Genomic DNA, 23,436 nt, shown 5'->3' on the forward strand with positions numbered 1-23,436 from the left:
CTGGCATGCAGACCTTTTTCCGCCGGCGCAGCGATGCGCTCGCGGCCGATAATCAAACGGCCGATGAGATGATTCGGTTTTGGCGAGACGCTGGCGCCGGTCAATGGTTCCGGCAGGATCTGCGCTTCGACCAACATTTTCGTACACGCTTTTTGGGCCTGCATCTGGCGGCGGCCCGGCGTGAACGTGACGACTGGCTCAAAGCGCCGGAAAGTGCGCTGGCGCTGATAATCCTGCTCGACCAATTTCCACGCAATGCTTTTCGCAATACCGCCCACATGTACGCCACCGATCCGCTGGCGCGCCGCTTCGCCCGCATCGCCGTTACGGCGAGCTACATGCAGGCCGTCGAGCCGGCGTTGCGCCTGTTTTTTTGCCTGCCGTTCGCCCACTCGGAAAATCTCGCCGATCAGGATCTGTCCGTAGCGCTAAACTCTCAACTGGGGTCGGCCGAACGTGCGCATGCCGAGGAGCACCGCGATATCATCCGCCGTTTCGGTCGTTTCCCGCATCGCAATCGGCTGCTGCTGCGCGATACGACTGAGCAGGAGCAAGCCTTCCTGGAACAAGGAGGGTTTTCCGGATAACTCCGCTGGAAGACATTAAACAACAACAAGGACAATACAGGCGCACCAATGGACAGATTCAATCAATACCGCGTATTCGTACAGGTGGCGGAAATGGGCAGCTTTATCCGGGCAGCCCATGCGCTGGAGATACCGCGCGCCTCGGTGTCCGCCGCCGTGCAACAACTGGAAACGCAGCTGGGCGTGCGCCTGCTGCACCGCACCACGCGGCAGGTGCGGCTGACCGCCGACGGCGAACAGCTGCTCGAGCGGCTGCGCCCGCTGCTGGCCGAGGTGGAAGACATCGATCAGTCATTTCAGGCCAGCCAGCGCCAGGCCTCCGGCCGGCTCAGCGTCGATGTGCCGAGCCGCATCGCCCGCCGGATGATCGCCCCGGCGCTGCCCGGCCTGCTGCGGCGCCACCCTCATCTGCAGCTGGTACTCGGCTCCGCCGATCGCGCCATCGATCTGGTCCAGGAAGGGGTCGACTGCGCGGTGCGCGTCGGCGATCTGCACGACAGCAGCCTGGTGATGCGCCCGCTCGGCCATATCGCGCTGATCAACTGCGCCAGCCCCGCCTACCTGAGCGAATTCGGCCATCCGCGCCAGCCCGGCGATCTCGTCGAGGGGCACTGGAGCATCGGCTACGCCTCGCCCAAAACCGGCCGTGAGTCCCCCTGGGAATACCTGACCGACGACGGCCATACGCAACGGCTCGAACTGCCCAGCCGGGTGGTGGTCAACAACGCCGAAAGCTACATCGCCTGCTGCCGCGCCGGGCTGGGGCTGATGCAGATCCCGCGCTACGACGTGCAACACCTGCTCGACGCCGGTGAACTGGTAGAAGTCCTGCCCGGTTACCGCGCCGCCTCCATGCCGATCGCCCTGATCTACCCCCATCGCCGCCAGCGATCGCGCCGCCTGGCGGTGTTTCATGAGTGGTTTGAAAGCCTGCTGCAGCCGCATCTGGAGCGCTGATTGCACATTTAGCGCTATACTTTGTTTAATAACGCTTATAATTCAAGCGGTCAGACCGTCAGCATCCGCATAACCCATAGGCTTTTACGCCGCGCGGGTGTACAACGAAAGGTATCGGGCGGAGAGATTTTCGATGCGGCGCAGTGTGATCGCCCCAACATATCATTGCGTTATCCGAATGATACTATGGAACCAAAAGCGCCAGGCGGGTAAACGGAACGCCTGCTAACCCTTTTTAATCGGCATGTTTATGGAAGGAGTATTCTTATGGCTTACAAACACATACTGATCGCGGTGGACCTATCCCCGGAAAGCAAGATCCTGGTAGAAAAAGCCGTCTCGATGGCGCGGCCGTACAACGCTAAAGTTTCTCTGATCCACGTCGATGTCAACTATTCCGACCTCTATACCGGCCTTATCGACGTCAATCTCGGCGACATGCAAAAACGCATCTCCGAGGAAACCCATCAGGCGCTGACCGAGCTGTCGCAGAACGCCGGCTACCCGATCACCGAGACCCTGAGCGGCAGCGGCGATCTGGCGCAGGTATTGGTCGATGCCATCAAGAAATACGACATGGACCTGGTGCTGTGTGGCCACCACCAGGACTTCTGGAGCAAGCTGATGTCTTCCGCTCGCCAGCTGATCAATACCGTGCACATCGATATGCTGATCGTGCCGCTGCGCGATGAAGAAGACGAATAAAGTAAGCACTTGCTAACTTAATTGCTCAACGCCCGCGCCCTGCGGGCGTTTTTCATGCCGCCATGCCGATTAATCGCTTGATAATCAACCGCCCTCCGATGATATAGTCGCTAAAGACACAACATCCTCCCCCGGGCATCGCCTATACCCATATCTATAAGAAATAGCGGGGGAAATTTAATGCGAAAAGGAGTTATCCATGGAATATGCCGTATCGGTAGAGTCTTTCCTGTCCTCGTTACAACGCCATAACCCCCACCAGCCGGAATATTTGCAGGCGGTGCGCGAAGTATTCACCTCGCTGTGGCCGTTTATCGAACGCAACCCGCGCTATCGCGAACAGGCGCTGCTGGAGCGCCTGGTGGAGCCCGAGCGCGTCATTCAGTTCCGCGTCAGCTGGGTGGACGATCGCGGCCAGGTGCAGGTCAACCGCGCCTTCCGCGTACAGTTCAACTCGGCCATCGGCCCCTACAAGGGCGGCATGCGCTTCCACCCGTCGGTAAACCTGTCGCTCCTGAAGTTCCTCGGTTTTGAGCAGACCTTCAAGAACGCGTTGACCACCCTGCCGATGGGCGGCGGCAAAGGCGGTTCCGATTTCGATCCCAAGGGTAAAAGCCAGGGCGAGATCATGCGCTTCTGCCAGGCGCTGATGACCGAGCTGTACCGCCATCTGGGGCCGGACACCGACGTGCCGGCCGGCGATATCGGCGTCGGCGGCCGCGAAGTCGGCTTTATGGCCGGCATGATGAAAAAACTGTCCAACAATACCGCCTGCGTATTTACCGGCAAGGGTCTCTCCTTCGGCGGCAGCCTGATCCGCCCCGAGGCGACCGGCTATGGTCTGGTGTACTTCACCGACGCCATGCTGCAGCGCCACGGCCTGGGCTTTGAGGGCATGCGGGTGGCGGTATCCGGCTCCGGCAACGTGGCGCAGTACACCATAGAGAAAGCGCTGGAACTGGATGCGCGCGTGATCACCGTGTCGGATTCCGGCGGCACCCTGGTGGACGAAGACGGCTTCACCACCGAGAAGCTGGCGCACCTGGCGGAGATCAAAAACCAGCGTTATGGCCGGGTGGCGGACTATGCCCGCGAACGCGGCCTGACCTATCTGGCCGGCCAGCAGCCGTGGAACGTGCCGGTGGATATCGCCCTGCCGTGCGCCACCCAGAACGAACTGGATCTCGAGGCGGCGCAGACGCTGATCCGCAACGGGGTGAAAGCGGTCGCGGAAGGCGCCAACATGCCGACCACCATCCAGGCCACCGACGCCTTCCTCGACGCCGGCGTGCTGTTCGCGCCGGGCAAGGCGGCCAACGCCGGCGGGGTGGCCACCTCGGGGCTGGAGATGGCGCAAAACGCCGCGCGCATCGGCTGGCGGGCAGAGAAAGTGGATGTACGTTTACAACATATCATGGCCGATATTCACCACGCCTGCGTGGAATACGGCGGCGAAGGCAAGCAAACCCACTACGTGCACGGCGCGAATATCGCCGGTTTCGTCAAGGTCGCGGACGCCATGCTGGCGCAGGGCGTGCTGTAATCCGCCTTAAAGGTGATCTTGTTCACACATCGATTAAATGCTTCAATGCCGGCCTCTGCGCCGGCATTTTTTTATGCTTTCACGCCATCAAAATGATGCCGACACGTTAAATAAAAGTTAATAATAGGTTATTTATTGCTTCTTAATCGGTAGTAAATTTACCACCATCAAATAATTAAACATTTATTTAACATTAAATATGTCATTATTTTACTTAAATGTGCGCAGATCACATTTCATTAACTTCAGCTACGCCCCCTCTTCCATTCCTTTGTAATCTGCAGCGGTGGAAAAACCGCCACCCCTACAGATAAAAAAAGGTACAGCTAATGAAATTTAACCTCGCATTATTAAATGCATGTGTGGTTTCTGCGTGCATGTTATCGACAACACCTGTGTTCGCCGCTGATAAGTATGAGATTGCCGTGGTCGCTAAAGTGACCGGCATTCCGTGGTTCAACCGCATGGAAGTGGGCGTCAACGAAGCGGCGAAAAAACTCGACGTCAACGCCTACCAAACCGGCCCTTCTACGCCGGATCCGGCCGCGCAGGTCAAGGTGATTGAGGATCTGATCGCCAAGAACGTCAACGCCATCATCGTGGTGCCGAACGACGCCAAGGTGCTGGAGCCGGTGCTGAAAAAAGCGCGCGACAAAGGCATCGTGGTGCTGACCCATGAATCCCCGGACCAGCAGATCGGCCAGTGGGACATCGAGACCATCGACAGCGAGAAATACGCGCAGGCCAACGTCGATGAGCTGGCGAAAGACATGGGCGGCAAAGGCGGCTACGCGATCTACGTCGGCTCGCTGACCGTGCCGCTGCACAACGCCTGGGCCGACTCCGCCATCAAATACCAGAAAGAAAAATACCCGGACATGTTTGAAGTCACCTCGCGCCTGCCGGTGGCGGAAAGCATCGACAAATCTTACGCCACCACGCTGGATCTGATGAAAACCTATCCGCAGATGAAGGGCATCATCGGCTTCGGCTCGCTCGGCCCGATCGGCGCCGGCCAGGCGGTGGCCAAGAAACGCGCCAAGGACAAGATCGCGGTAGTGGGCATCGCCATGCCGGCGCAGGCCGCCCCTTACCTGATGCGCGGCGACATCAAGAAAGCGCTGCTGTGGGATCCGAAAGACGCCGGTTATGCGCTGGTGACGGTGGCCGACCAGCTGCTGCAGGGCAAGGAAGTGAATAAGGACCTGTCGATCGAGGGCCTCGGCAAGGCCGACGTCGACATGGAACACAAAGTGATTCGGTTTAATAAGATTTTGGAAGTGACCAAAGACAACGCCCAATCGCTTGGATTCTGATTTTTCGCGTAATTTCGCCACACCGGGAAAGTAGTTAAACCCTCGTAGGGGCGCAGCATTGCTGCGCCCAGGGCTTCGGCCGCTACGCAAGCACAGGTTAACGTTATGACAGCCTCCCCCGCATTTATCACCCTGGAGAATATCAGCAAGCGATTCCCAGGCGTGCTGGCATTAGACCAGATCAACCTGACGCTGAATAAAGGCGAAGTGCACTGCCTGGCCGGGCAAAACGGCTGCGGCAAAAGCACCATCATTAAAATCATCTCCGGCGTCTATCAGCCGGAAAAAGGCGCCAACATTTCGCTGGAAGGCAAACTCTTCCACGCCCTGACGCCGCAGCTGTCCGGTTATTACGGCATACAGGTGATCTACCAGGACCTGTCGCTGTTCCCCAACCTGACGGTGGCGGAGAACATCGCCATCCACCGTTACCTGCCCGGCGGCCATTTCTGGGTGCGCAAGCGGGTGATGCGCCAGACGGCACTCGACGCCATGGCACGGGTCGGCATACGCATCGATCCCGATAAAAAGGTGGAAAAACTGTCGATCGCCGATCGGCAGCTGGTGGCGATTTGCCGCGCCATCGCCGCCGAGGCGCGGTTGGTTATCATGGACGAACCGACCGCCTCGCTGACCCGCCAGGAGGTCGACGGCCTGCTGCGGGTGGTCAACGAGCTGAAGGCGGCCGGCATCTGCGTGGTATTCGTCAGCCACAGATTGGACGAAGTGATGGAAGTCGCCGATCGCATCAGCGTGATGCGCGACGGCAAGCTGGTAGGCACCTGGCCGGCCAGCGAACTGGACAGCCATGAACTGGCGTTCCTGATGACCGGCCAACGCTTCCACTACAGCCCGCTGCCGCCGCTGCCGCCGGCCGAACAGGCACCGCTGCTCGAGGTGCGCAACCTCAGCCGCGGCGAGAAATACCGCAACGTCAATCTGGCGCTGCGCGGCGGCGAGATCGTCTCTATCGTCGGCCTGCTCGGCGCCGGCCGTACCGAACTGTGCCTCAGCCTGTTCGGCATGACGCGACCCGACAGCGGCGAGATCCGCATCGAGGGCCGGGCGGTGCAACTGCACAACAACCGCGAAGCGGTGCGCCACGGCATCGGCTATGTGTCGGAGGATCGCCTGACGCAGGGGCTGATCATGGAACAATCGATCTACGACAACACCATCGTCACCGTCTTCGATCGGCTGCATACCTCGCTCGGGCTGCTGGATCACGCCAAGGCGACCGAGCTGGTCAACCGGCTGATCCGCGATCTGAACATCAAGGTGTCCGACAGCGCATTGCCGGTGAAAACCCTGTCCGGCGGCAACGCCCAGCGCATCGCCATCGCCAAATGGGTGGCGACCCAGCCGAAGATCCTGATCCTCGACTCACCCACCGTCGGCGTGGACATCGCCAACAAAGAGGGGATCTACCAGATCGCCCGCGATCTGGCGCAGCTGGGCATGGCGGTGCTGATGATCTGCGACGAGATCCCGGAAGCCTATTACAACAGCCATCGGGTGATGGTGATGCGCAAGGGCGAACTGATCGCCGAGTTTGCGCCGCACCAGAGTACCGAGCAACAGATCGCCGAGGTGGTGAATGGATAAGTCATTATTGGCCCGCCTGGCGGGGCGGCACGAGTTTTATCTCGGCCTGTTGGTGCTGCTGCTGGCGATCGGCCTGAGCGCCGGCACCGACGAATTTCTGACGCTCGGCAACCTGACCGACGTCGCCACCAGCTACGCCATTCTCGGCATCCTGGCCTGCGGGCTGTTCGTGGTGCTGATCGCCGGCGGCATCGACATTTCGTTCCCGGCGGTCACCGCCATCGCCCAGTATGTGATGGCCAGCTGGGTGATCCAGCACGGCGGCAGCTTCCCGCTGGCGTTCGCCCTGGCGATTGGCGTCGGCCTGCTGCTCGGGCTGGTGAACGGTTTCCTGGTGTACTGGCTGAAAGTGCCGGCGATCATCATCACCATCGCCACCCTTAACCTGTTCTACGGCCTGCTGGTGTACGTCACCAACGGCACCTGGCTGTACGGCTTCCCGGACTGGTTCATGAACGGTATCAACTGGTTCTCGTTCCAGGGCGCCGACGGCTACGACTACGGCCTGACGCTGCCGCTGCTGTGCCTGCTGGCGACCATCGTCGTCACCGGCGTGCTGATGAACCGCACCCGGCTGGGGCGCCAGATCTACGCCATGGGCGGCAACCGCGACGCGGCATCGCGCCTGGGGTTGAACCTGCTGCGGCTGCATTTTTGCGTCTACGGCTACATGGGCATTCTGGCCGGCGTCGCGGCGGTGGTGCAGGCGCAGATTACCCAGTCGGTGGCCCCCAATTCTCTGCTCGGCTTCGAGCTGACGGTATTGGCGGCGGTGGTGCTGGGCGGCACCAGCATGAGCGGCGGCCGCGGCTCGTTGACCGGCACCCTGCTCGGCGTGGTGCTGCTGGCCTTCCTGCAAAACGGGCTGACGCTGCTCAGCGTCTCGGCCTATTGGCACCAGGTGTTCAGCGGCGCGATCATTTTGATCAGCATCAGCACCACCGCCTGGAACGAAAAACGCAAGCTGCTCAAGGAGATCTGACATGACGCAGTTAACTCGGTTGATCCCAAGCGATCGGATCATTCGCCTGCAGGGCGCGATCATCATCGCGGTGGCGCTGCTCTTCGCCGGGCTGCTCGGATCGCGCTTCTTCAGCCTCGGCAACTTCCAGTCGATCGCCTCGCAGCTGCCGATCCTCGGCCTGCTGGCGCTCGGCATGGGCATCACCATGCTGACCGGCGGCATCAACCTGTCGATCATCGCCGGCGCCAACGCCTGTTCGCTGGTGATGGCGGCGATCATCGTCAGCCATCCCGACCAGCCGCTGTTCCTGGTGCTGGCGCTGTTGGCCGGCCTGCTGGTGGCGATGGCGATCGGTGCGCTGAACGGCGCGCTGGTGGCCTGGATCGGCGTCTCGCCGATCCTCGCCTCGCTCGGCACCATGACGCTGATCACCGGCCTGAATATCCTGCTGTCCAACGGCGCGGTGATCTCCGGCTTCCCGGCGGCGATTCAATTTCTCGGCAACGGCGCCGTGCTCGGCGTGCCGGTGGCGCTGATCCTGTTCCTGCTGGTGGCGGCCGGGCTGTGGCTGCTGCTGGAGCACACCACGCTGGGCCGCAGCCTGTACCTGATCGGCTCCAACGAGCAGGCCACCCGCTTTAGCGGCGTGAATACCGCGCGGGTGCAGATCGCGGTGTATATCCTGTCGGCGCTGCTCGGCTGGGGCGCCGCGCTGCTGATGATGGCCAAGTTCAACTCGGCCAAGGCCGGCTACGGCGAATCTTATCTGCTGGTGACCATTCTGGCCTCGGTGCTGGGCGGCATTAATCCGGACGGCGGTTTCGGCCGTATTCTGGGGCTGGTGCTGGCGCTGATCGTGCTGCAAATGTTGGAAAGCGGCCTCAATCTGCTGGGGGTCAGCAGCTACCTGACCATGGCCCTGTGGGGCGGCGTGCTGATCCTGTTTATCGCGTTACAGAATCGAAAAGCCTGAGGAGAAAATAATGGCGAGCTATTTTATTGGCGTAGATGTGGGTACCGGAAGCGCGCGCGCAGGCGTATTCGATCTCAACGGCCGCATGGTCGGCCAGGCCAGCCGGGCCATCGATCTGTACCGGCCGAAGGCGGATTTCGTCGAGCAGTCGTCGGATAACATCTGGCAGGCGGTGTGCAATGCGGTGCGCGACGCGGTCAACCAGGCCGACATCAACCCGATCCAGGTCAAGGGGTTGGGCTTCGACGCCACCTGTTCGCTGGTGGTGCTGGATAAAGAGGGCAAGCCGCTGACCGTCAGCCCCTCTGGCCGCACCGAACAGAACATCATCGTGTGGATGGATCACCGGGCGATCGCCCAGGCCGAGCGCATCAACGCCACCAAACACCGGGTGCTGGACTTCGTCGGCGGCATTATCTCGCCGGAGATGCAGACGCCGAAACTGCTGTGGCTGAAACAGCACATGCCCACCACCTGGGCCAACGCCGGCTACCTGTTCGATCTGCCGGACTTCCTCACCTGGCGCGCTACCCAGGACGCCACCCGCTCGCTGTGTTCGACGGTGTGCAAGTGGACCTATCTCGGCCACGAACAGCGCTGGGACAAGAGCTACTTCCAGCAGATCGGGCTGGAAGACGTGCTGGAACATGACGCGGCCAAGATCGGCAGCGATGTCAAAATGATGGGCGAGCCGCTGGGCCACGGCCTGACCCAGCGCGCCGCCAGCGAGATGGGGCTGATCGCCGGTACGGCGGTGAGCGTGTCGATCATCGACGCCCACGCCGGCACCCTCGGCACGCTGGGCGCCACCGGCGTCTCCGGTGAGGTGGCCGACTTCAACCGCCGCGTCGCGCTGATCGGCGGCACCTCTACCGGCCACATGGCGATGTCGCGCACCGCGCGCTTTATCGGCGGCGTCTGGGGGCCGTATTACTCGGCGATCCTGCCGGAATACTGGCTGAACGAGGGCGGCCAGTCCGCCACCGGCGCACTGATAGACCACGTCATCCAGTCGCACCCGTGCTACCCAGAGCTGCTGGCGCAGGCGAAAACCCAAGGGCAGACCATCTATGAGGTGCTGAACGCCATTCTGCGCCGCATGGCCGGCGAGCCGGAGAATATCGCCTTCTTGACGCAGGACATCCATATGCTGCCGTATTTCCACGGCAACCGCTCGCCGCGCGCCAACCCGACGCTGACCGGCATCCTGACCGGGCTGAAGCTGTCGCGCACGCCGGAGGACATGGCGCTGCACTACCTGGCCACCATTCAGGCCATCGCGCTCGGCACCCGCCACATCATCGAAACCATGAACCAAAGCGGCTACTGCATCGACACCATCATGGCCAGCGGCGGCGGCACCAAGAACCCGATCTTCGTGCAGGAGCACGCCAACGCCACCGGCTGCGCCATGCTGTTGCCGGAGGAGAGCGAAGCGATGCTGCTCGGCGGCGCCATGATGGGCACCGTGGCGGCGGGCGTGTTCGACACCCTGCCGGAGGCAATGAGCGCCATGAGCCGCATCGGCAAGACGGTCACGCCGCAGACCAACCAGATAAAAAGCTACTACGACCGCAAATACCGGGTATTCCACGAGCTGTACAACGACCACATGAAATACCGCCGGTTGATGCAGGAGGAGGCGTGATGCAGCAGGAATGGCGGCAGGCCGTGCAGGGTTGGCAAACCTACAGCCAGGAGCTGGCGCAGCTGGGCGAGCGCCTCGACGCACGCACCTGGCAACGGCTGCTGGCGTTGCTGGCCGACTGCCGCGGTAAAATCGCCGTCACCGGCGTCGGCACCTCGGGAATTGCGGCGCGCAAGATAGCCCACATGCTCGCCTGCGTGGAACGGCCGGCGGTCTACCTCGACGCCACCGGCGCGGCGCACGGCGATCTGGGTTTTCTGCGTGCCGACGATCTGCTGATCCTGATCTCGCGCGGCGGCAACTCCGACGAACTGACCCGCCTGCTGCCGACGCTGCAGGCCAAGGGCGTGACGCTGATCGCGGTGACGGAAAACCCGCATTCCGCCATCGCACAGGCGGCGCAGCTGACGATCGCCACCGGGGTGCAAAAGGAGATAGATCCGCTGAACATGCTGGCCACCACCTCAATTGTGCTGGTGTTGGCGATCTTCGACGCCGCCTGCGCCTGCCTGATGGCGCGCAGCGGTTATGACAAGGATACCTTGCTGGCGGTGCATCCGGGCGGCGGCGTGGGGAAAAGCTTGCGGGAGGAAAACTGAGGGCCCGACACGGCGGGCCCGGCAGACATTACAGGGGCATGTAGATATCGAAACGGTGGCTTTTGGTCAGCGTGGCGGCGTGCGCCGGCACGTCGGCCAGCGGCGGCGCGTAGTCCGGGCGTTTCACCACCACGCGCTTGGTCGCCAAACGGCGCGCCGGCTCCAGCAGGCCGTCGGCGTCATCGTCGCTGCCCACCAGCGATTGAAACACCCGCATCTCTTTCTTCACCAGCGCGCTTTTCTGCTTGTGCGGGAACATCGGATCGAGATACACCACCTCGGGGCGCGGGCTGAGATCCACCAGCGCCGTCAGGCTGGAGGCGTGCAGCAGCGTCAGGCGCTCGCGCAGCCACGGGCCGATTTCCGCATCCTGATAGCCGCGCTGCAGGCCGTCGTCCAGCAACGCCGCCACCACCGGATTGCGCTCCAGCATCCGCACCCGGCAACCCAGCGCCGCCAGCACGAAGGCGTCGCGCCCCAGCCCGGCAGTGGCGTCCACCACGTCCGGCAGATAGCTGCCCTTGATGCCGACCGCTTTGGCCACCGCCTCGCCGCGGCCGCCGCCGAAGCGGCGCCGGTGCGCCATGGCGCCGGTGACGAAATCGACGTAGATCCCGCCGAGCTTCGGCTCGTCGCGCTTGCGCAGCTCCAGCCGCTGCGGGGTCAGTACCAGCGCCATCGGCGCGTCGTCGTCGGACGTCAGTTGCCAGCGCTGCGCCAAAACAGACAAGGCGCCGGGATCGGCGCCTGCTTCACACAATAAACACACGCTCACGTGTCGGGTTATCCTTTAATGCCGTAATGGCGCAGCATAGCATCCAGCTGCGGCTCGCGGCCACGGAAGCGTTTGAACAGCGCCATCGGCTCTTCCGAACCGCCGCGCGACAGAATGTTGTCGAGGAAGGATTTGCCGGTTTCGGCGTTGAAGATCCCCTCTTCTTCGAAGCGCGAGTAGGCGTCTGCCGACAGCACTTCCGCCCACAGGTAGCTGTAGTAACCGGCCGCATAGCCGCCGGCGAAGATGTGGCTGAAGGCGTGCGGGAAACGGCCCCAGCTCGGCGAAGGCACCACCGCCACCATTTTCTTCACTTCCGCCAGCGTCGGCAGGATCTGCGCCCCTTTTTCCGGGCTGTATTCGAAGTGCATGCGGAAATCGAACAGGCCGAACTCCAGCTGGCGCAGGATGAACAGCGCCGCCTGGTAATTCTTGGCTGCCAGCAGCTTGTCGAGCATGGCCTTCGGCAGCGGCTCGCCGCTCTGGTAGTGGCCCGAGATAAACGCCAGCGCTTCCGGCTCCCAGCACCAGTTTTCCATAAACTGGCTCGGCAGTTCGACCGCATCCCACGGCACCCCGTTGATGCCGGAGACGCCGGCGGTATCGATCTGCGTCAGCATGTGATGCAGACCGTGGCCGAACTCGTGGAACAGCGTGGTCACTTCGTTATGGGTGAACAGCGCCGGCTGGTCGCCCAGCGGGCGGTTGAAGTTGCAGGTCAGGTAAGCGACTGGTTTTTGCAGCGTGCCGTCGGCCTTGCGCAGGCTGCCGACGCAGTCGTCCATCCAGGCGCCGCCGCGTTTGTTTTCGCGGGCGTACAGATCGAGGTAGAAGCTACCGCGCAGCTCGCCGTTAGCGTCGAACAGATCGAAGAAACGCACGTCCGGATGCCAGGTTTCCACGTCTTTACGCTCTTTAGCGGTGATGCCGTAGATGCGTTTCACCACTTCGAACAGCCCTTCCACCACCCGCTGCTCCGGGAAGTACGGGCGCAGCTGCTCGTCGCTGATGGAGAACAGGTGCTGCTTCTGTTTTTCGCCGTAATAGGTGATGTCCCAGGCGTCGAGCTCGTCCACGCCATAGTGCTGTTTGGCGAAGGCGCGCAGCTGCGCCAGCTCTTGCTCGGCCTGCGGGCGGGCGCGCTTGGCCAGATCGCTCAGGAAGCCGATCACCTGCTCCGGGCTCTCCGCCATTTTGGTCGCCAGCGACTTGTCGGCGTAGGTGTCGAAGCCCAGCAGCTGAGCCAGCTCGTGGCGCAGCGCCAGCGTTTCCGCCATCACTTCGCTGTTGTCCCATTTGCCGGCGTTCGGCCCCTGGTCAGAGGCGCGGGTGGCGAAGGCGCGGTACATCTCTTCACGCAGCGCGCGGTTGTCGGCATAGGTCAACACCGGCAGGTAGCTCGGCATGTCCAGCGTCAGCAGCCAGCCGTCCTGCTCTTTGGCCTGCGCCATCGCCTGCGCCTGCGCCAGGGCGCTTTCCGGCAGGCCGCTCAACTCGGCTTCGTCGGTAATCAGTTTGCTCCAGCCCATGGTGGCGTCGAGCACGTTGTTGCTGTAGGTGGAACCCAGTTCGGACAGGCGCGCGACGATCTCGCCGTAGCGCTGCTGTTTATCCGCCGACAGGCCGATGCCCGACAGTTCAAAATCGCGCAGCGCGTTGTCCACCGCCTTGCGCTGCGGCACGCTCAGCGCCTCGAACGCCGCGCCTTCTTTCAGGCTGCGGTAGGCCTGGTACAGCCCTTCGTGCTGGCCGACCCAGGTGCCGTACTCGGACAGCAGCGGCAGCGCCTGTTCATAGGCGGCGCGCAGCTCCGGGCTGTTTTTCACCGAGTTCAGGTGGCCGATCGGCGACCAGATGCGCGACAGGCGATCGTCCGACTCCGCCAGCGGCTGACACAGATTATCCCAGGTGAACGGCCCCGGCTGCGCGACCACGCGCTCTACCGCGGCGCGGCAGTCCGCCAGCGCGGATTGCACCGCAGGCACGATATCTTCAGGGCGGATCGCCGAGAACGGCGGCAGGGAAAACGGGGTCAGCAACGGATTTGTCATAGGGCAGTCCTGATTAGCGTTGGGGCCCGCCGCGGGGGCGAGCCTTAAAATGCGTATGAATCTCTAACATGGAGCCAGACAACAGGAAAATCAATGCCCGGCGTTGATCGTTCGTGCCTTAAACGGCGCTTTGGCGGATGCGGGCGGCCAGCGCCGCCAGTTGTTCGTCGTCGGCGCGCGCGGCGTCGTGGGAGGAGATATAGCCCTCGTAACGTTCGAAAAACTTCGGCGAGGTCGATTCGATCGGCCGCCACTGTGCCAGCGACGCGGTGCCGTGCAGCGGGATCAGTTTGGCGTGTACATGGTCGACGCCGTAGCCCTCGAACACCATGCCGCAGCGGCCGACGTCGTCGAATGCGCGATCCAGCTGCTTCGCCACCCGCTTGGTCGCCAGCATCAGCGCGCTCAACACCTCGTCCGGCAGGTCAAAGGCGTAGCTCGGGTGGTGTGCCTTGGGGATCACCACGCTGAAACCGTCGGTGTTGGGAAAGATGGACAGGAACGCCAGATGGTCGTCGTCTTCCCAGATTTTATGGCACGGCGCCTTGCCCGCCACGATATCGCAAAAAATGCAGCTCATATCGCCTCCAGGGTGCAGCGTCGAGCCGACGGCCCGCCATCAAGCACCTCTCGGCAACATAGCGGATATTTTGCTTTTTTACCGCTATTAAACGGCATTCCCCGCCCAAATCGCCGGACGCCGCCCATGCCAGGGCGCGGCGCGTTCCAGCTGTCCGGCCAGCTGCAACAACCGATCCTCACGGCCAAAACCGGCGACAAACTGCATGCCTATCGGCAGGTTATGCTGCGCATCCTGGGCCAGCGGCACCGACATCGCCGGTACGCCGGCGACGTTAAATACCGGGGTGAACGGTGAATGATCGAACAAATGCGCCGTCCATTCCAGCCCGTCCATATTCGCCGCATTCGCGCCATAACGGCCAAGCCGCCAGGGCAGGTCGGGTAGCGTCGGCGTCAGCAGCAGGTCGTATTGCTGGAAATAGGCGCCGACTGCGCGAGTCACCCGGTTGCGTATCTCGAGCGCACGCACCATATCCACCGCCCTGGCCGCCTGGCCGTAGCGATAGCAGGCCAGCGTTTCCGGCTCCAGCGTTTCGCTTGAAATAGCCCGTCCGCTCGCTTGGCTCAGACCATCGACCCAGCCAACCAGATTGGCGCACCAGATTTGCGCATTGGCGAACACCAACTCTTGCCAACTGACGCCGATCGCCATTTCCGTTTCGCTGACCTGATGCCCCAACGCCGCCAATAACACCGCCGTTTCCGCCGTGGCGCCGGCGATGTTCGACTCGGTTTTTCCGCCGTTCCACGCCTCGGTCATCATGCCGATGCGCAGCCTGCCCGGTTGCCGCGTCACCTGCGATAACCAGCTGTACGCCGGCGGCGCCGTGTAATACGGCTCGCCAACGTGAGGACGCTGCATCGCATCCAGCAACGCGGCGCTGTCACGCACCGTGCGGCTGAGCCCCAGCTGGACGCCAAAGCCGTTGAAGACCTCATCCATCACCGGGCCATGCGGCACCCGACCGCGCGTAGGCTTGAGACCAAATACCCCGTTTGACGAAGCCGGTACGCGAATCGAGCCGGCGGCGTCGGTGGCGTGAGCGATGGGCACCATACCGGCGGCAACCGCCGCACCGGCGCCACCGCTGGATCCACCGGCGCTGAAATCCAGGTTCCAGGGGTTGCGCGTTGCACCGTAAAGCACGGCCTCGGTGGTGGTGCTGAACGCCATTTCCGGCATGCTGGTGCGGCCAAAGGTCACCAGTCCGGCCCGGCGGATATTGCTCATCAGATGGCTGTCGGCGGCGGCGACGCTGCCCTGCGCCAACCGGCTGCCCAGCTCAACGCGCTTGCCTGCCATGCTGATGGCGATGTCCTTGATCAGGAAAGGCACGCCCGACAAAGGCCCGTCGTCTTGTTCCGGCGGCTGCTCCCAGTGTTCCACCACCGCGTTAATCGCCGGGTTCACCGCCTCGACGGCGGCCCGCGCCGCCTGTTGCAGCGCCGCTGCGCTGACCTCGCCACGCCGCACCAATTCGGCCAATCCCAGCGCATCGTAGCTCACGTATTCGCTCAATTTCATCATCGTCCCCCTCTCCGTTGCGGTTTCACCGGTCTGTTCCGGCGTCCGTTCCACGGTAGGGAGATCGGCGCTATAGTTGAAATTGATAGATTTAATTCGGGGAATAGTTATCAACAATTTAAAGCGGCTCGATCTCAATCTTTTGGTCACATTGGAAGCGTTGCTCAGCGAGCGCAGCGTGACGCGGGCGGCGGCGCGCCTCAATCTCAGCCAGCCTTCGGTCAGCATTCAGCTTGCCAAGCTGCGTGAGATCTACCGTGACCCGCTGCTGCTGCCGAACCCGCGCGGCATGCTGCCGACGGCGCGCGCGCTCGGCCTGTTGGCACCGCTGCGCCAAACGCTGGCCGATGTGGGCCGCCTGGTCGCGCCGGAGCAGCCCTTTGATCCGCGGCAGGCGGAAGTCACCTGGCAGCTGGCCGCCGCCGATGCCGCTGAATACGCAATTTTGCTGCCGATGCTGCCCCGTCTGCGGCTGGCGGCGCCGAAATCCCGTCTGGCGATCCGCGAAGCGGCGCCCAAACGCATGAGCCGCGATTTGGCGGACGGGGTGATCGATCTCGGTTTTCTGAGCCGGGAAGAAGCGCCGGCGGAGCTGCGCCATCGGCCGCTGTTTCACGAGAACTACCTGCTGGTCGGCCGCCGGGATCACCCGCTGTTGCAACGGCCGCCCTCACTCGAACAGTTCTGCCAGCTTGAGTTTGTGATGGTTTCGCAAGATGGCGGCGGTTTTCGTACCCAGATCGATACGCTGCTGGCCGCACAGGGGTTAACCCGACGGGTCGTAATGTCGGTGCCGCACTTCCTGTTTATTCCCGCGTTGCTGGCGAAGTCCGATATGGTCGCCATGCTGCCTTCGCGCATGCTGGGGGAACTGTTGGGGGAATTGCGCACCTGCGCGGCTCCGCTGGAGATGCCGGGTTACGACATGGTGATGGTATGGCATGAACGCTCCCATCTCGACCCGGCCCACAGCTGGCTGCGCGAGCAGGTGGTGGCCGCGCTGGGGCCGCTATAAAATCTCCACCAGCGCAAACTCTTCGAACACCAGCCACATGTCCGGCGCAAAAGTACCCTCGCGGGTAAAGAACGCCTGATGCCCCTCGCGCCAAAACGCCAGGCTTTTGTCGCCTTCGCCCTCTTTGGCTGCCATCTCGGCGGTCACCTGGTCGTAGCGCACCAGGCGCAGCGCCAGGGTTTTGATCACGCAGGCCGGTTGGCCGCGGCCGTCGAGAATAATGCTATCGTCGCCGATCATCGGCGCTTGCTCCCGGCGATAGCTCGCATAGGAGCTGCAGGTGGCGGTCTTTTCCCCGCTCAGCACCAACTGCAACAGTTCGTCGGCCAACTCGGGGCCGTCGCCGAACGCCCAGCGCGCCGCGTCGGGGTAGTTCGCCAAAATCGCCTGTTTGCTCATCGTCCTGTCCCTTTCTGTGAACGTCTGCGGCAACGGAGTCCGGTTTTTCCCGGCCAGACAGTTTATACTGTGCAGATTATAAGCCTTATTGCATTGAATGCTCCGTCTGCGGAGCACAAGGAACCGCCACCCGTCATGTTAAGTTATCGCCACAGTTTCCACGCCGGCAACCACGCCGACGTGCTCAAGCACACCGTTCAGAGCCTGATCATCGAGTCGCTGAAGGAAAAAGAGAAGCCGTTCCTGTATCTGGATACCCACTCGGGGGCGGGCCGTTATCAGCTCAGCGGCGAACACGCCGAGCGCACCGGCGAATACCTGGAAGGCATCGGCTTGCTGTGGCAACGCGACGATCTGCCGGAAGAGCTGGCGGCCTACATGAGCGTGGTGCACAACTTCAACCGTTCCGGCACGCTGCGCTACTATCCCGGTTCGCCGCTGATCGCCCGCCAGCTGCTGCGCCCGCAGGACAAAATTCACCTGACCGAGCTGCACCCGAGCGACTACCCGCTGCTGCGCAGCGAATTCCAGAAAGACGAGCGCGCCAAAGTGCAGCGCGCCGACGGCTATCAGCAGCTGAAATCCCAGCTGCCGCCCCTGTCGCGCCGCGGCCTGATCCTGATGGACCCGCCGTATGAAATGAAGACCGATTACCAGGACGTGGTCAAAGGCATTCAGGAAGGCTACAAGCGTTTCGCCACCGGCACCTACGCGCTGTGGTACCCGGTGGTGATGCGCCAGCAGATCAAACGCATGCTGCGCGATCTGGAAGCCACCGGCATTCGCCGCATTCTGCAGATCGAACTGGCGGTGAAACCCGACAGCGATCAGCGCGGCATGACCGCCTCCGGCATGATCGTCATCAACCCGCCGTGGAAGCTGGAACAGCAGATGAAAAACGTGCTGCCGTGGCTGCACAAGACGTTGGTGCCGTCGGGCATCGGCCACCATCTGGTGAACTGGGTGGTACCGGAATAATCCCCAGCAGGGCGCGGTTCGCCGCGCCCTGCGTCCACCTATCGCAGCCATCGACGCAATCTTTGCGACAAACCCCGGTCAGGCGTTAAACTCTTACCCTCTTCAAATTCACAACTCATGGAAATCCCAGATGACGAAACATTACGATTATCTAGCAATTGGCGGCGGCAGCGGCGGTATCGCATCGATCAACCGGGCAGCCATGTACGGCCAAAAGTGTGCGCTGATTGAAGCCAAAGAGCTGGGCGGCACCTGTGTAAACGTGGGTTGTGTACCGAAAAAAGTCATGTGGCACGCGGCGCAGATCGCCGAGGCCATCCATCAGTACGGCCCGGACTACGGCTTTGACACCACCGTCAACGCCTTCGACTGGAAGAAGCTGGTCGCCAACCGCACCGCCTATATCGACCGCATCCACAATTCCTACGATAACGTGCTGGGCAAGAACAAGGTCGACGTGATCAAAGGCTTCGCGCGCTTCGTGGATGCGCACACCGTGGAAGTGAACGGCGAGACCATCACCGCCGACCACATCCTGATCGCCACCGGCGGCCGCCCGAGCCACCCGGCTATTCCGGGCGCGGAATACGGCATCGACTCCGACGGCTTCTTTGAGCTGGATGCCATGCCGAAGCGCGTCGCCGTAGTCGGGGCCGGCTATATCGCCGTGGAGATCGCCGGCGTGCTGAACGCGCTGGGCGCGGAAACGCACCTGTTCGTGCGCAAGCACGCGCCGCTGCGCACCTTCGATCCGATGATCGTCGAAACCCTGGTGGAAGTGATGAACACCGAAGGACCGAGCCTGCACACCGAATCGGTGCCGAAAGCGATCGTCAAGAACGCCGACGGCAGCCTGACGCTGCAGCTGGAAAACGGCAAAGCATTCACCGTCGACTGCCTGATTTGGGCCATCGGCCGCGAACCGGCGACCGACAACCTGAACCTCGGCGTTACCGGGGTGAAGACCAACGAGCAGGGCTACATTGACGTCGATAAGTTCCAGAACACCAACGTCAAAGGCATCTACGCGGTGGGCGACAACACCGGCGCGGTAGAGCTGACCCCGGTCGCCGTAGCCGCCGGCCGCCGCCTGTCCGAGCGCCTGTTCAACAACAAGCCGGACGAACACCTGGATTACAGCAATATCGCCACCGTGGTGTTCAGCCACCCGCCGATCGGCACTATCGGCCTGACCGAGCCGGAAGCTATCGAGAAGTTCGGCGCGGACAACGTGAAGGTGTACAAATCCTCCTTCACCGCCATGTACAGCGCTGTGACGCAGCACCGCCAGCCGTGCCGCATGAAGCTGGTGTGCGCAGGTAAGGAAGAGAAGATCGTCGGCCTGCACGGCATCGGCTTCGGCATGGATGAAATCCTGCAGGGCTTCGCGGTAGCGGTGAAGATGGGTGCCACCAAGAAGGACTTCGACAACACCGTGGCCATCCACCCGACCGCGGCGGAAGAGTTCGTTACCATGCGCTGAGGCGCAACCTCGCCGAGTTCCGGCGCGTAACAGGCCAGGCGCGCAAGCGTCTGGCTTTTTTATTTATCTCGCTCGCCTCACGGCGCCCGGCGGTAATGATCGCGAAGAAACACCGGCAAATCGTTCGCCGGCGAGGCGAAGGGCACCTGATAGAGCATATCGCCGACAAAACCGCGATGATAGGTCGCGTGGTTGACGACATGCAGCACGATTTCATGGCGCGTCATGCGGCCTTCCCCCCCGCCGACGAACTCGAAATGCACCACCTGCGCCAGCGCCTCGGGTGACCAGTTGTCCACCTGTTCGATATACCAGCGGTCCATTTCCTCCACCGCACACCGCAAGTCGTCAAGCGCAGGCGTTTGCTCGGTGTTGCGCGCGAGGTAGCCATGTTTTCGACCTTGCAGATGGTGCCTGAAGATATCGTCCACCACATACACATGATTCAAGGTATGCACCATATTGCCAAAACGGGTCGGCCGCTGCCGCAAGGCTTCACCGGCCGGCAAGGCCGCCACACAGTCAAAGGTCAAGGCGTTCGCCCAGGCTTTGTAACGCACCAGCATTTTCAAGGTATCGATGGCCGTTGCAGACATACTGCTCACTCCTTATCGGATGAAAATCGATATTCCGTTCAGTCGCACGCAGTGCGGCGACGCGTTCTACGCCGTGCCAATCCCTTGCAACCGCCCTTCGACCTGAGTGCGTGTATTGCCGCCCACCCAAATCCGGCCCCCCTCGTCGCGGGTGATATGCACGTGCCCGTTGCGCCCACGACAGCGGCCCTGAGCGGCAATATATCCGCCGCTGACCACGCCGCTTGCGAACAACCACTGGGCCAGGGAGGCATTGAGACTGCCGGTGACCGGATCTTCGACGATAGCGCCAAGATGATCGCTCAAAAAAGCGCGCACTTCGAAGGCTGCGTCACCCTCAGCATGTGGGCCGACGACGCCAATGTCCACTCTGCGCGGCCAGCTTCTCGCCGGCGTCAGGGAAAGCACCCGCTCGGCGCTGGCCAGCCGGATCCCCAGCCACCCCGGGCCATTATCGATCCAGGCGGCATCGAGCACCTCATCAGACGCGATCCCCAAAAATCGCAACGCGTCGGCTAACGTCTCTCCTGACGGCGCCCCGGAACGAATCAACGGTGGCGCGGCAAAACATAACCGCCCGCCCGCGCGACGAATGCTCACCAATCCTGCTCCGCACTCCTGGATGATCTCCGTCTCGTTGCTGGGCGCGCCTCCCATAGCGAGCCAGGCATGGCAACTGCCCAACGTCGGATGCCCGGCAAACGGCATTTCACGATCCAGCGTGAATATTCGCACCCGGTAATCCGCCTGCGGGTGCGTCGGCGGCAGTAAAAAGGCCGTCTCCGACAGGTTGAACCAACGCGTCAAGCGCTGCATGTCCTCCGTCGACAACGCTCCGGCGCCCGCGATCACCGCCAACGGATTGCCGGCGAGTGGCCCGGCGCCAAAGACATCCACCATCTGCATGCCAAAAACCATCGCTTCTCTCCTCAGGTTAACGCCGGGCGTGCGTGATTACCCCCGCGATATCAACAGCTCCAGGCCCACGCAAGCAAACAACAACGCAAGCATGCCTTCAATCCAGCGCCTCACCCGGGTATAAAACGCGATCATCGGCGCCGTTGAGAACAGCAGGGCATACCCCCCGAAAATCGTCACGCCGAGCAACGCACAACCGCCGATAATCGCCGGTAAAACACCTTCAGGCGCCCCTTGTCGCAAACCCAGCGACATGATCGCCATCCAGGACATGATGGCCTTGGGATTACCGAGATGCATCAGCACGCCCTGCCGATACAACTTCCGATAAGATCGCCCGCCACCCCCTGCCGCTATCCCTGTCGAGACGGGAGACGCCCGTAATGCGGATTGGCCGGCGCGCAGCGCCAGATACAGCATATACACGCCGCCGACGATTTTGATGGCCCACAGCGCCTGCGCATACCTGGCCAGCACGGCGGAAAGACCGGTCGCCGCCAACAGTGCCCAGCACAGCGATCCGGTCACCACCCCGGCCGCCAGCGCCAGTGCGGGTGAGCGGCCGTCACGCATCGCCACGCCCATGATCGCCATGTTGCTGGGGCCCGGGCTGGCAGTAGCGAGAAGGTATGCGCCATAAACCAACGCAAGCTGACTGACATTCATGGAAAAACTCCGCTGACCCGCCTTGCGGCCGAGACGTTGTTGAAAACTCAGGGACTCTTCACCAACATAGTATGTGTTACACTTTTCACCTATTTAAATAGTGTCACGTGACACTATTCGTTTTTCGGAGCATCACCATGCGGCTTCAATCGCCCTGGCAACCTCGCCTGGCCAATGCGGAAGTCACCACCGTCGAGCGGCTGGTGCTGGCGTTAGGCGACGACATTATCGAGGGTAAACTGCAGGGTGGCGATCGTCTGCCGGCCCACCGTACGCTCGCCTGGCAATTGGAGATCGGTCTGGGCACGGTGACCAAAGCCTATGCCATCCTCGAACGACGCGGGTTGGTACGCAGCGTGAAAGGCCGCGGGATGTTCGTGGCGATTCGCCGCGCCCGTGAAAAACGCGAAATCGATCTTTCGTCCAATGCGCCGCCGGCGATGCTGACCGATCGTTTGCTGGCGCGCACGCTGGCCGGTATTGCGCGGAAAATGGATGCGAACCATTTGAACATCTATGCCCCTCCGACCGGGCATCTGGAGCACCGACGTTTGTTGACCCGCTGGCTCGAAAACGTCGGCGTCACGATCGAACCGTCGAATCTGGCGCTGACCAGCAATGCCCGTCAGGCGATTTCACTGGCTTTTGACCTGGCCTGCGGGCCACGCGGGACGATACTGACGGAGAGAATCACCTATCCCGGCGCGATCGCGCTGGCCCGGCGCCAAGGCCATTGCTTGATCGGTATCGATATCGATGCGCAAGGCATGGTGCCGCAAGCGCTGTCTAGCGCGCTTGAGCGTGTTTCCTGCGGCCATACTGCGGTCTATCTGACCCCGACGCTGCATAACCCGACAACGGCCACCATGAGCGCCGAGCGCAGGCAGGCTATCATCGAGATATGCCGGCAGGCGAATGTCTGGATCATCGAGGATGGCGTGTATGCCCTGGGGCATTCAGCAGCGCCTGCGCTCGCGACATTGGCACCCGAGCGGGTGTTCCATGTCAATGGTCTGTCGAAAACGCTCGGCCCGGGGCTGCGGATCGGTATGCTGACTCTGCCGCCCGGTATGCAAAACGCGGCGGAAGAAGCCTTGCAAGAGATTCCCTTCGCGCCTTCGCCACTGTCTTGCGCAGTGGTGGGGGAGTGGCTGTCCAGCGGCGCGATCGAGGCGATACCGCAAGCGTTGCGCCATGAGGCTCAGCGCAGAGTGCATCTGGCCACCTCGATATTCGACGCCGGCGAATGCGTATCGCATCCCGACGCTTATCATGTCTGGCTGCCGATGCCGCGCGAAACCGCCGAGTCTGTGGCCGCCGCCGCCGCATTGGCCAACATAAAAGTGACGCCGCCGGACACCGTGATGGTGGACCGCGACGAACGGGCAACGGGCATTCGCCTGTGCCTGGGTTCCCCTTCGTTGGACGAACTAACGGCAGGCCTGACGCAGCTGGCGCAGCTGTTGAAAGCACATCGGAACGGCTGACAAACGGAAGGGAAAGGTTACGCGCACGGGTCGTCCGGCTCAGGCCTGTTCTTTTTGTGCGGTT

At 62.2% G+C, this 23,436-nt stretch carries 22 protein-coding genes; 14 read left to right on the forward strand and 8 right to left on the reverse strand.

The window, feature by feature from the left end; translation table 11 throughout:
* Window positions 1-5: 5 nt before the first annotated feature.
* The 10 genes from ACYF6X_RS23250 (at window position 6) to ACYF6X_RS23295 (ending at window position 10,897) form a co-directional block, all read left to right on the forward strand.
* Entirely contained in the window at window positions 6-587 is a 582-nt protein-coding gene (locus ACYF6X_RS23250; protein ID WP_197817126.1) for a DUF924 family protein, read from the forward strand.
* Window positions 588-635: 48 nt separating this feature from the next.
* Window positions 636-1,544, forward strand: a complete 909-nt coding sequence (locus tag ACYF6X_RS23255) for a LysR family transcriptional regulator (RefSeq protein ID WP_063991750.1) — start codon at window positions 636-638, stop codon at window positions 1,542-1,544.
* A gap of 267 nt (window positions 1,545-1,811) precedes the next feature.
* Window positions 1,812-2,249, forward strand: coding sequence for a universal stress protein UspA (gene uspA, locus ACYF6X_RS23260; protein ID WP_004930988.1), 438 nt, complete (start codon window positions 1,812-1,814; stop codon window positions 2,247-2,249).
* A gap of 199 nt (window positions 2,250-2,448) precedes the next feature.
* A complete protein-coding gene (gdhA, locus tag ACYF6X_RS23265; protein ID WP_460924773.1) occupies window positions 2,449-3,792 on the forward strand; it encodes an NADP-specific glutamate dehydrogenase in 1,344 nt (447 codons plus the stop codon).
* A gap of 329 nt (window positions 3,793-4,121) precedes the next feature.
* A complete protein-coding gene (locus ACYF6X_RS23270; protein WP_033636379.1) occupies window positions 4,122-5,108 on the forward strand; it encodes an autoinducer 2 ABC transporter substrate-binding protein in 987 nt (328 codons plus the stop codon).
* Window positions 5,109-5,213: 105 nt separating this feature from the next.
* Window positions 5,214-6,713 carry a sugar ABC transporter ATP-binding protein gene (locus ACYF6X_RS23275; protein ID WP_063991753.1) on the forward strand — a complete coding sequence of 500 codons (1,500 nt, stop codon included), beginning with the start codon at window positions 5,214-5,216 and terminating at the stop codon, window positions 6,711-6,713.
* The gene (locus ACYF6X_RS23280) at window positions 6,706-7,695 is read left to right on the forward strand and encodes an ABC transporter permease (protein WP_063991754.1); all 990 of its coding nucleotides are present in this window, start codon (window positions 6,706-6,708) and stop codon (window positions 7,693-7,695) included. The genes ACYF6X_RS23275 and ACYF6X_RS23280 overlap by 8 nt, the downstream gene beginning before the upstream one ends.
* Before the next feature lies 1 nt (window position 7,696).
* Entirely contained in the window at window positions 7,697-8,650 is a 954-nt protein-coding gene (locus ACYF6X_RS23285) for an ABC transporter permease (protein ID WP_130018489.1), read from the forward strand.
* A gap of 10 nt (window positions 8,651-8,660) precedes the next feature.
* Window positions 8,661-10,298 carry an FGGY-family carbohydrate kinase gene (locus ACYF6X_RS23290; protein ID WP_130018488.1) on the forward strand — a complete coding sequence of 546 codons (1,638 nt, stop codon included), beginning with the start codon at window positions 8,661-8,663 and terminating at the stop codon, window positions 10,296-10,298.
* Window positions 10,298-10,897 carry a KpsF/GutQ family sugar-phosphate isomerase gene (locus tag ACYF6X_RS23295; protein WP_060433490.1) on the forward strand — a complete coding sequence of 200 codons (600 nt, stop codon included), beginning with the start codon at window positions 10,298-10,300 and terminating at the stop codon, window positions 10,895-10,897. Before ACYF6X_RS23290 ends, ACYF6X_RS23295 begins: the two co-directional genes overlap by 1 nt.
* Window positions 10,898-10,925: 28 nt before the next feature.
* On the opposite strand, the gene rsmJ is transcribed toward ACYF6X_RS23295, so the two are convergent.
* The 4 genes from rsmJ to ACYF6X_RS23315 form a co-directional block, all read right to left on the reverse strand.
* Window positions 10,926-11,672 carry a 16S rRNA (guanine(1516)-N(2))-methyltransferase RsmJ gene (gene rsmJ / locus ACYF6X_RS23300; RefSeq protein ID WP_063991756.1) on the reverse strand — a complete coding sequence of 249 codons (747 nt, stop codon included), beginning with the start codon at window positions 11,670-11,672 and terminating at the stop codon, window positions 10,926-10,928.
* Between the two features lie 8 nt (window positions 11,673-11,680).
* Window positions 11,681-13,723 carry an oligopeptidase A gene (gene prlC / locus ACYF6X_RS23305; RefSeq protein ID WP_063991757.1) on the reverse strand — a complete coding sequence of 681 codons (2,043 nt, stop codon included), beginning with the start codon at window positions 13,721-13,723 and terminating at the stop codon, window positions 11,681-11,683.
* Between the two features lie 118 nt (window positions 13,724-13,841).
* Complete coding sequence (locus tag ACYF6X_RS23310; protein ID WP_107228001.1) at window positions 13,842-14,303, reverse strand: HIT family protein; 462 nt, start codon at window positions 14,301-14,303, stop codon at window positions 13,842-13,844.
* Window positions 14,304-14,390: 87 nt separating this feature from the next.
* Window positions 14,391-15,833 (reverse strand): amidase, encoded by a 1,443-nt coding sequence (locus ACYF6X_RS23315; protein ID WP_242512576.1) that lies wholly within the window; start codon window positions 15,831-15,833, stop codon window positions 14,391-14,393.
* Between the two features lie 106 nt (window positions 15,834-15,939).
* On the opposite strand from ACYF6X_RS23315, the gene ACYF6X_RS23320 reads away from it, so the two are divergent.
* Window positions 15,940-16,845, forward strand: a complete 906-nt coding sequence (locus ACYF6X_RS23320; RefSeq protein ID WP_033649404.1) for a LysR family transcriptional regulator — start codon at window positions 15,940-15,942, stop codon at window positions 16,843-16,845.
* On the opposite strand, the gene ACYF6X_RS23325 is transcribed toward ACYF6X_RS23320, so the two are convergent.
* Entirely contained in the window at window positions 16,840-17,244 is a 405-nt protein-coding gene (locus ACYF6X_RS23325; protein ID WP_063991759.1) for an ASCH domain-containing protein, read from the reverse strand. The genes ACYF6X_RS23320 and ACYF6X_RS23325 overlap by 6 nt on opposite strands.
* Window positions 17,245-17,379: 135 nt before the next feature.
* Here ACYF6X_RS23325 and ACYF6X_RS23330 point away from each other — a divergent pair, with 135 nt between their 5' ends.
* Both ACYF6X_RS23330 and gorA read left to right on the forward strand, forming a co-directional pair.
* On the forward strand, window positions 17,380-18,222 hold the full coding sequence (locus tag ACYF6X_RS23330; protein WP_063991760.1) for a 23S rRNA (adenine(2030)-N(6))-methyltransferase RlmJ: 843 nt from the start codon (window positions 17,380-17,382) through the stop codon (window positions 18,220-18,222).
* A 130-nt stretch (window positions 18,223-18,352) separates the two neighbouring features.
* The gene (gene gorA / locus ACYF6X_RS23335; RefSeq protein WP_063991761.1) at window positions 18,353-19,705 is read left to right on the forward strand and encodes a glutathione-disulfide reductase; all 1,353 of its coding nucleotides are present in this window, start codon (window positions 18,353-18,355) and stop codon (window positions 19,703-19,705) included.
* A 77-nt stretch (window positions 19,706-19,782) separates the two neighbouring features.
* Here the strand turns inward: gorA and ACYF6X_RS23340 are convergent, their stop codons facing one another.
* From ACYF6X_RS23340 to ACYF6X_RS23350, 3 genes are all read right to left on the reverse strand, one after another.
* Window positions 19,783-20,301: a DinB family protein gene (locus ACYF6X_RS23340; protein WP_063991762.1), complete on the reverse strand. Its 519-nt coding sequence runs from the start codon at window positions 20,299-20,301 to the stop codon at window positions 19,783-19,785.
* A gap of 66 nt (window positions 20,302-20,367) precedes the next feature.
* A complete protein-coding gene (locus ACYF6X_RS23345) occupies window positions 20,368-21,219 on the reverse strand; it encodes a PhzF family phenazine biosynthesis protein (RefSeq protein WP_063991763.1) in 852 nt (283 codons plus the stop codon).
* Between the two features lie 36 nt (window positions 21,220-21,255).
* Window positions 21,256-21,885, reverse strand: a complete 630-nt coding sequence (locus tag ACYF6X_RS23350; RefSeq protein ID WP_063991764.1) for a LysE family translocator — start codon at window positions 21,883-21,885, stop codon at window positions 21,256-21,258.
* Window positions 21,886-22,022: 137 nt separating this feature from the next.
* Between ACYF6X_RS23350 and ACYF6X_RS23355 the strand changes: the two genes are divergently transcribed.
* Window positions 22,023-23,372 (forward strand): aminotransferase-like domain-containing protein, encoded by a 1,350-nt coding sequence (locus ACYF6X_RS23355; RefSeq protein ID WP_130018487.1) that lies wholly within the window; start codon window positions 22,023-22,025, stop codon window positions 23,370-23,372.
* The last annotated feature ends 64 nt before the right edge of the window (window positions 23,373-23,436 follow it).

The sequence above is a fragment of the Serratia sp. ID 25-353 genome, from assembly GCF_054792795.1.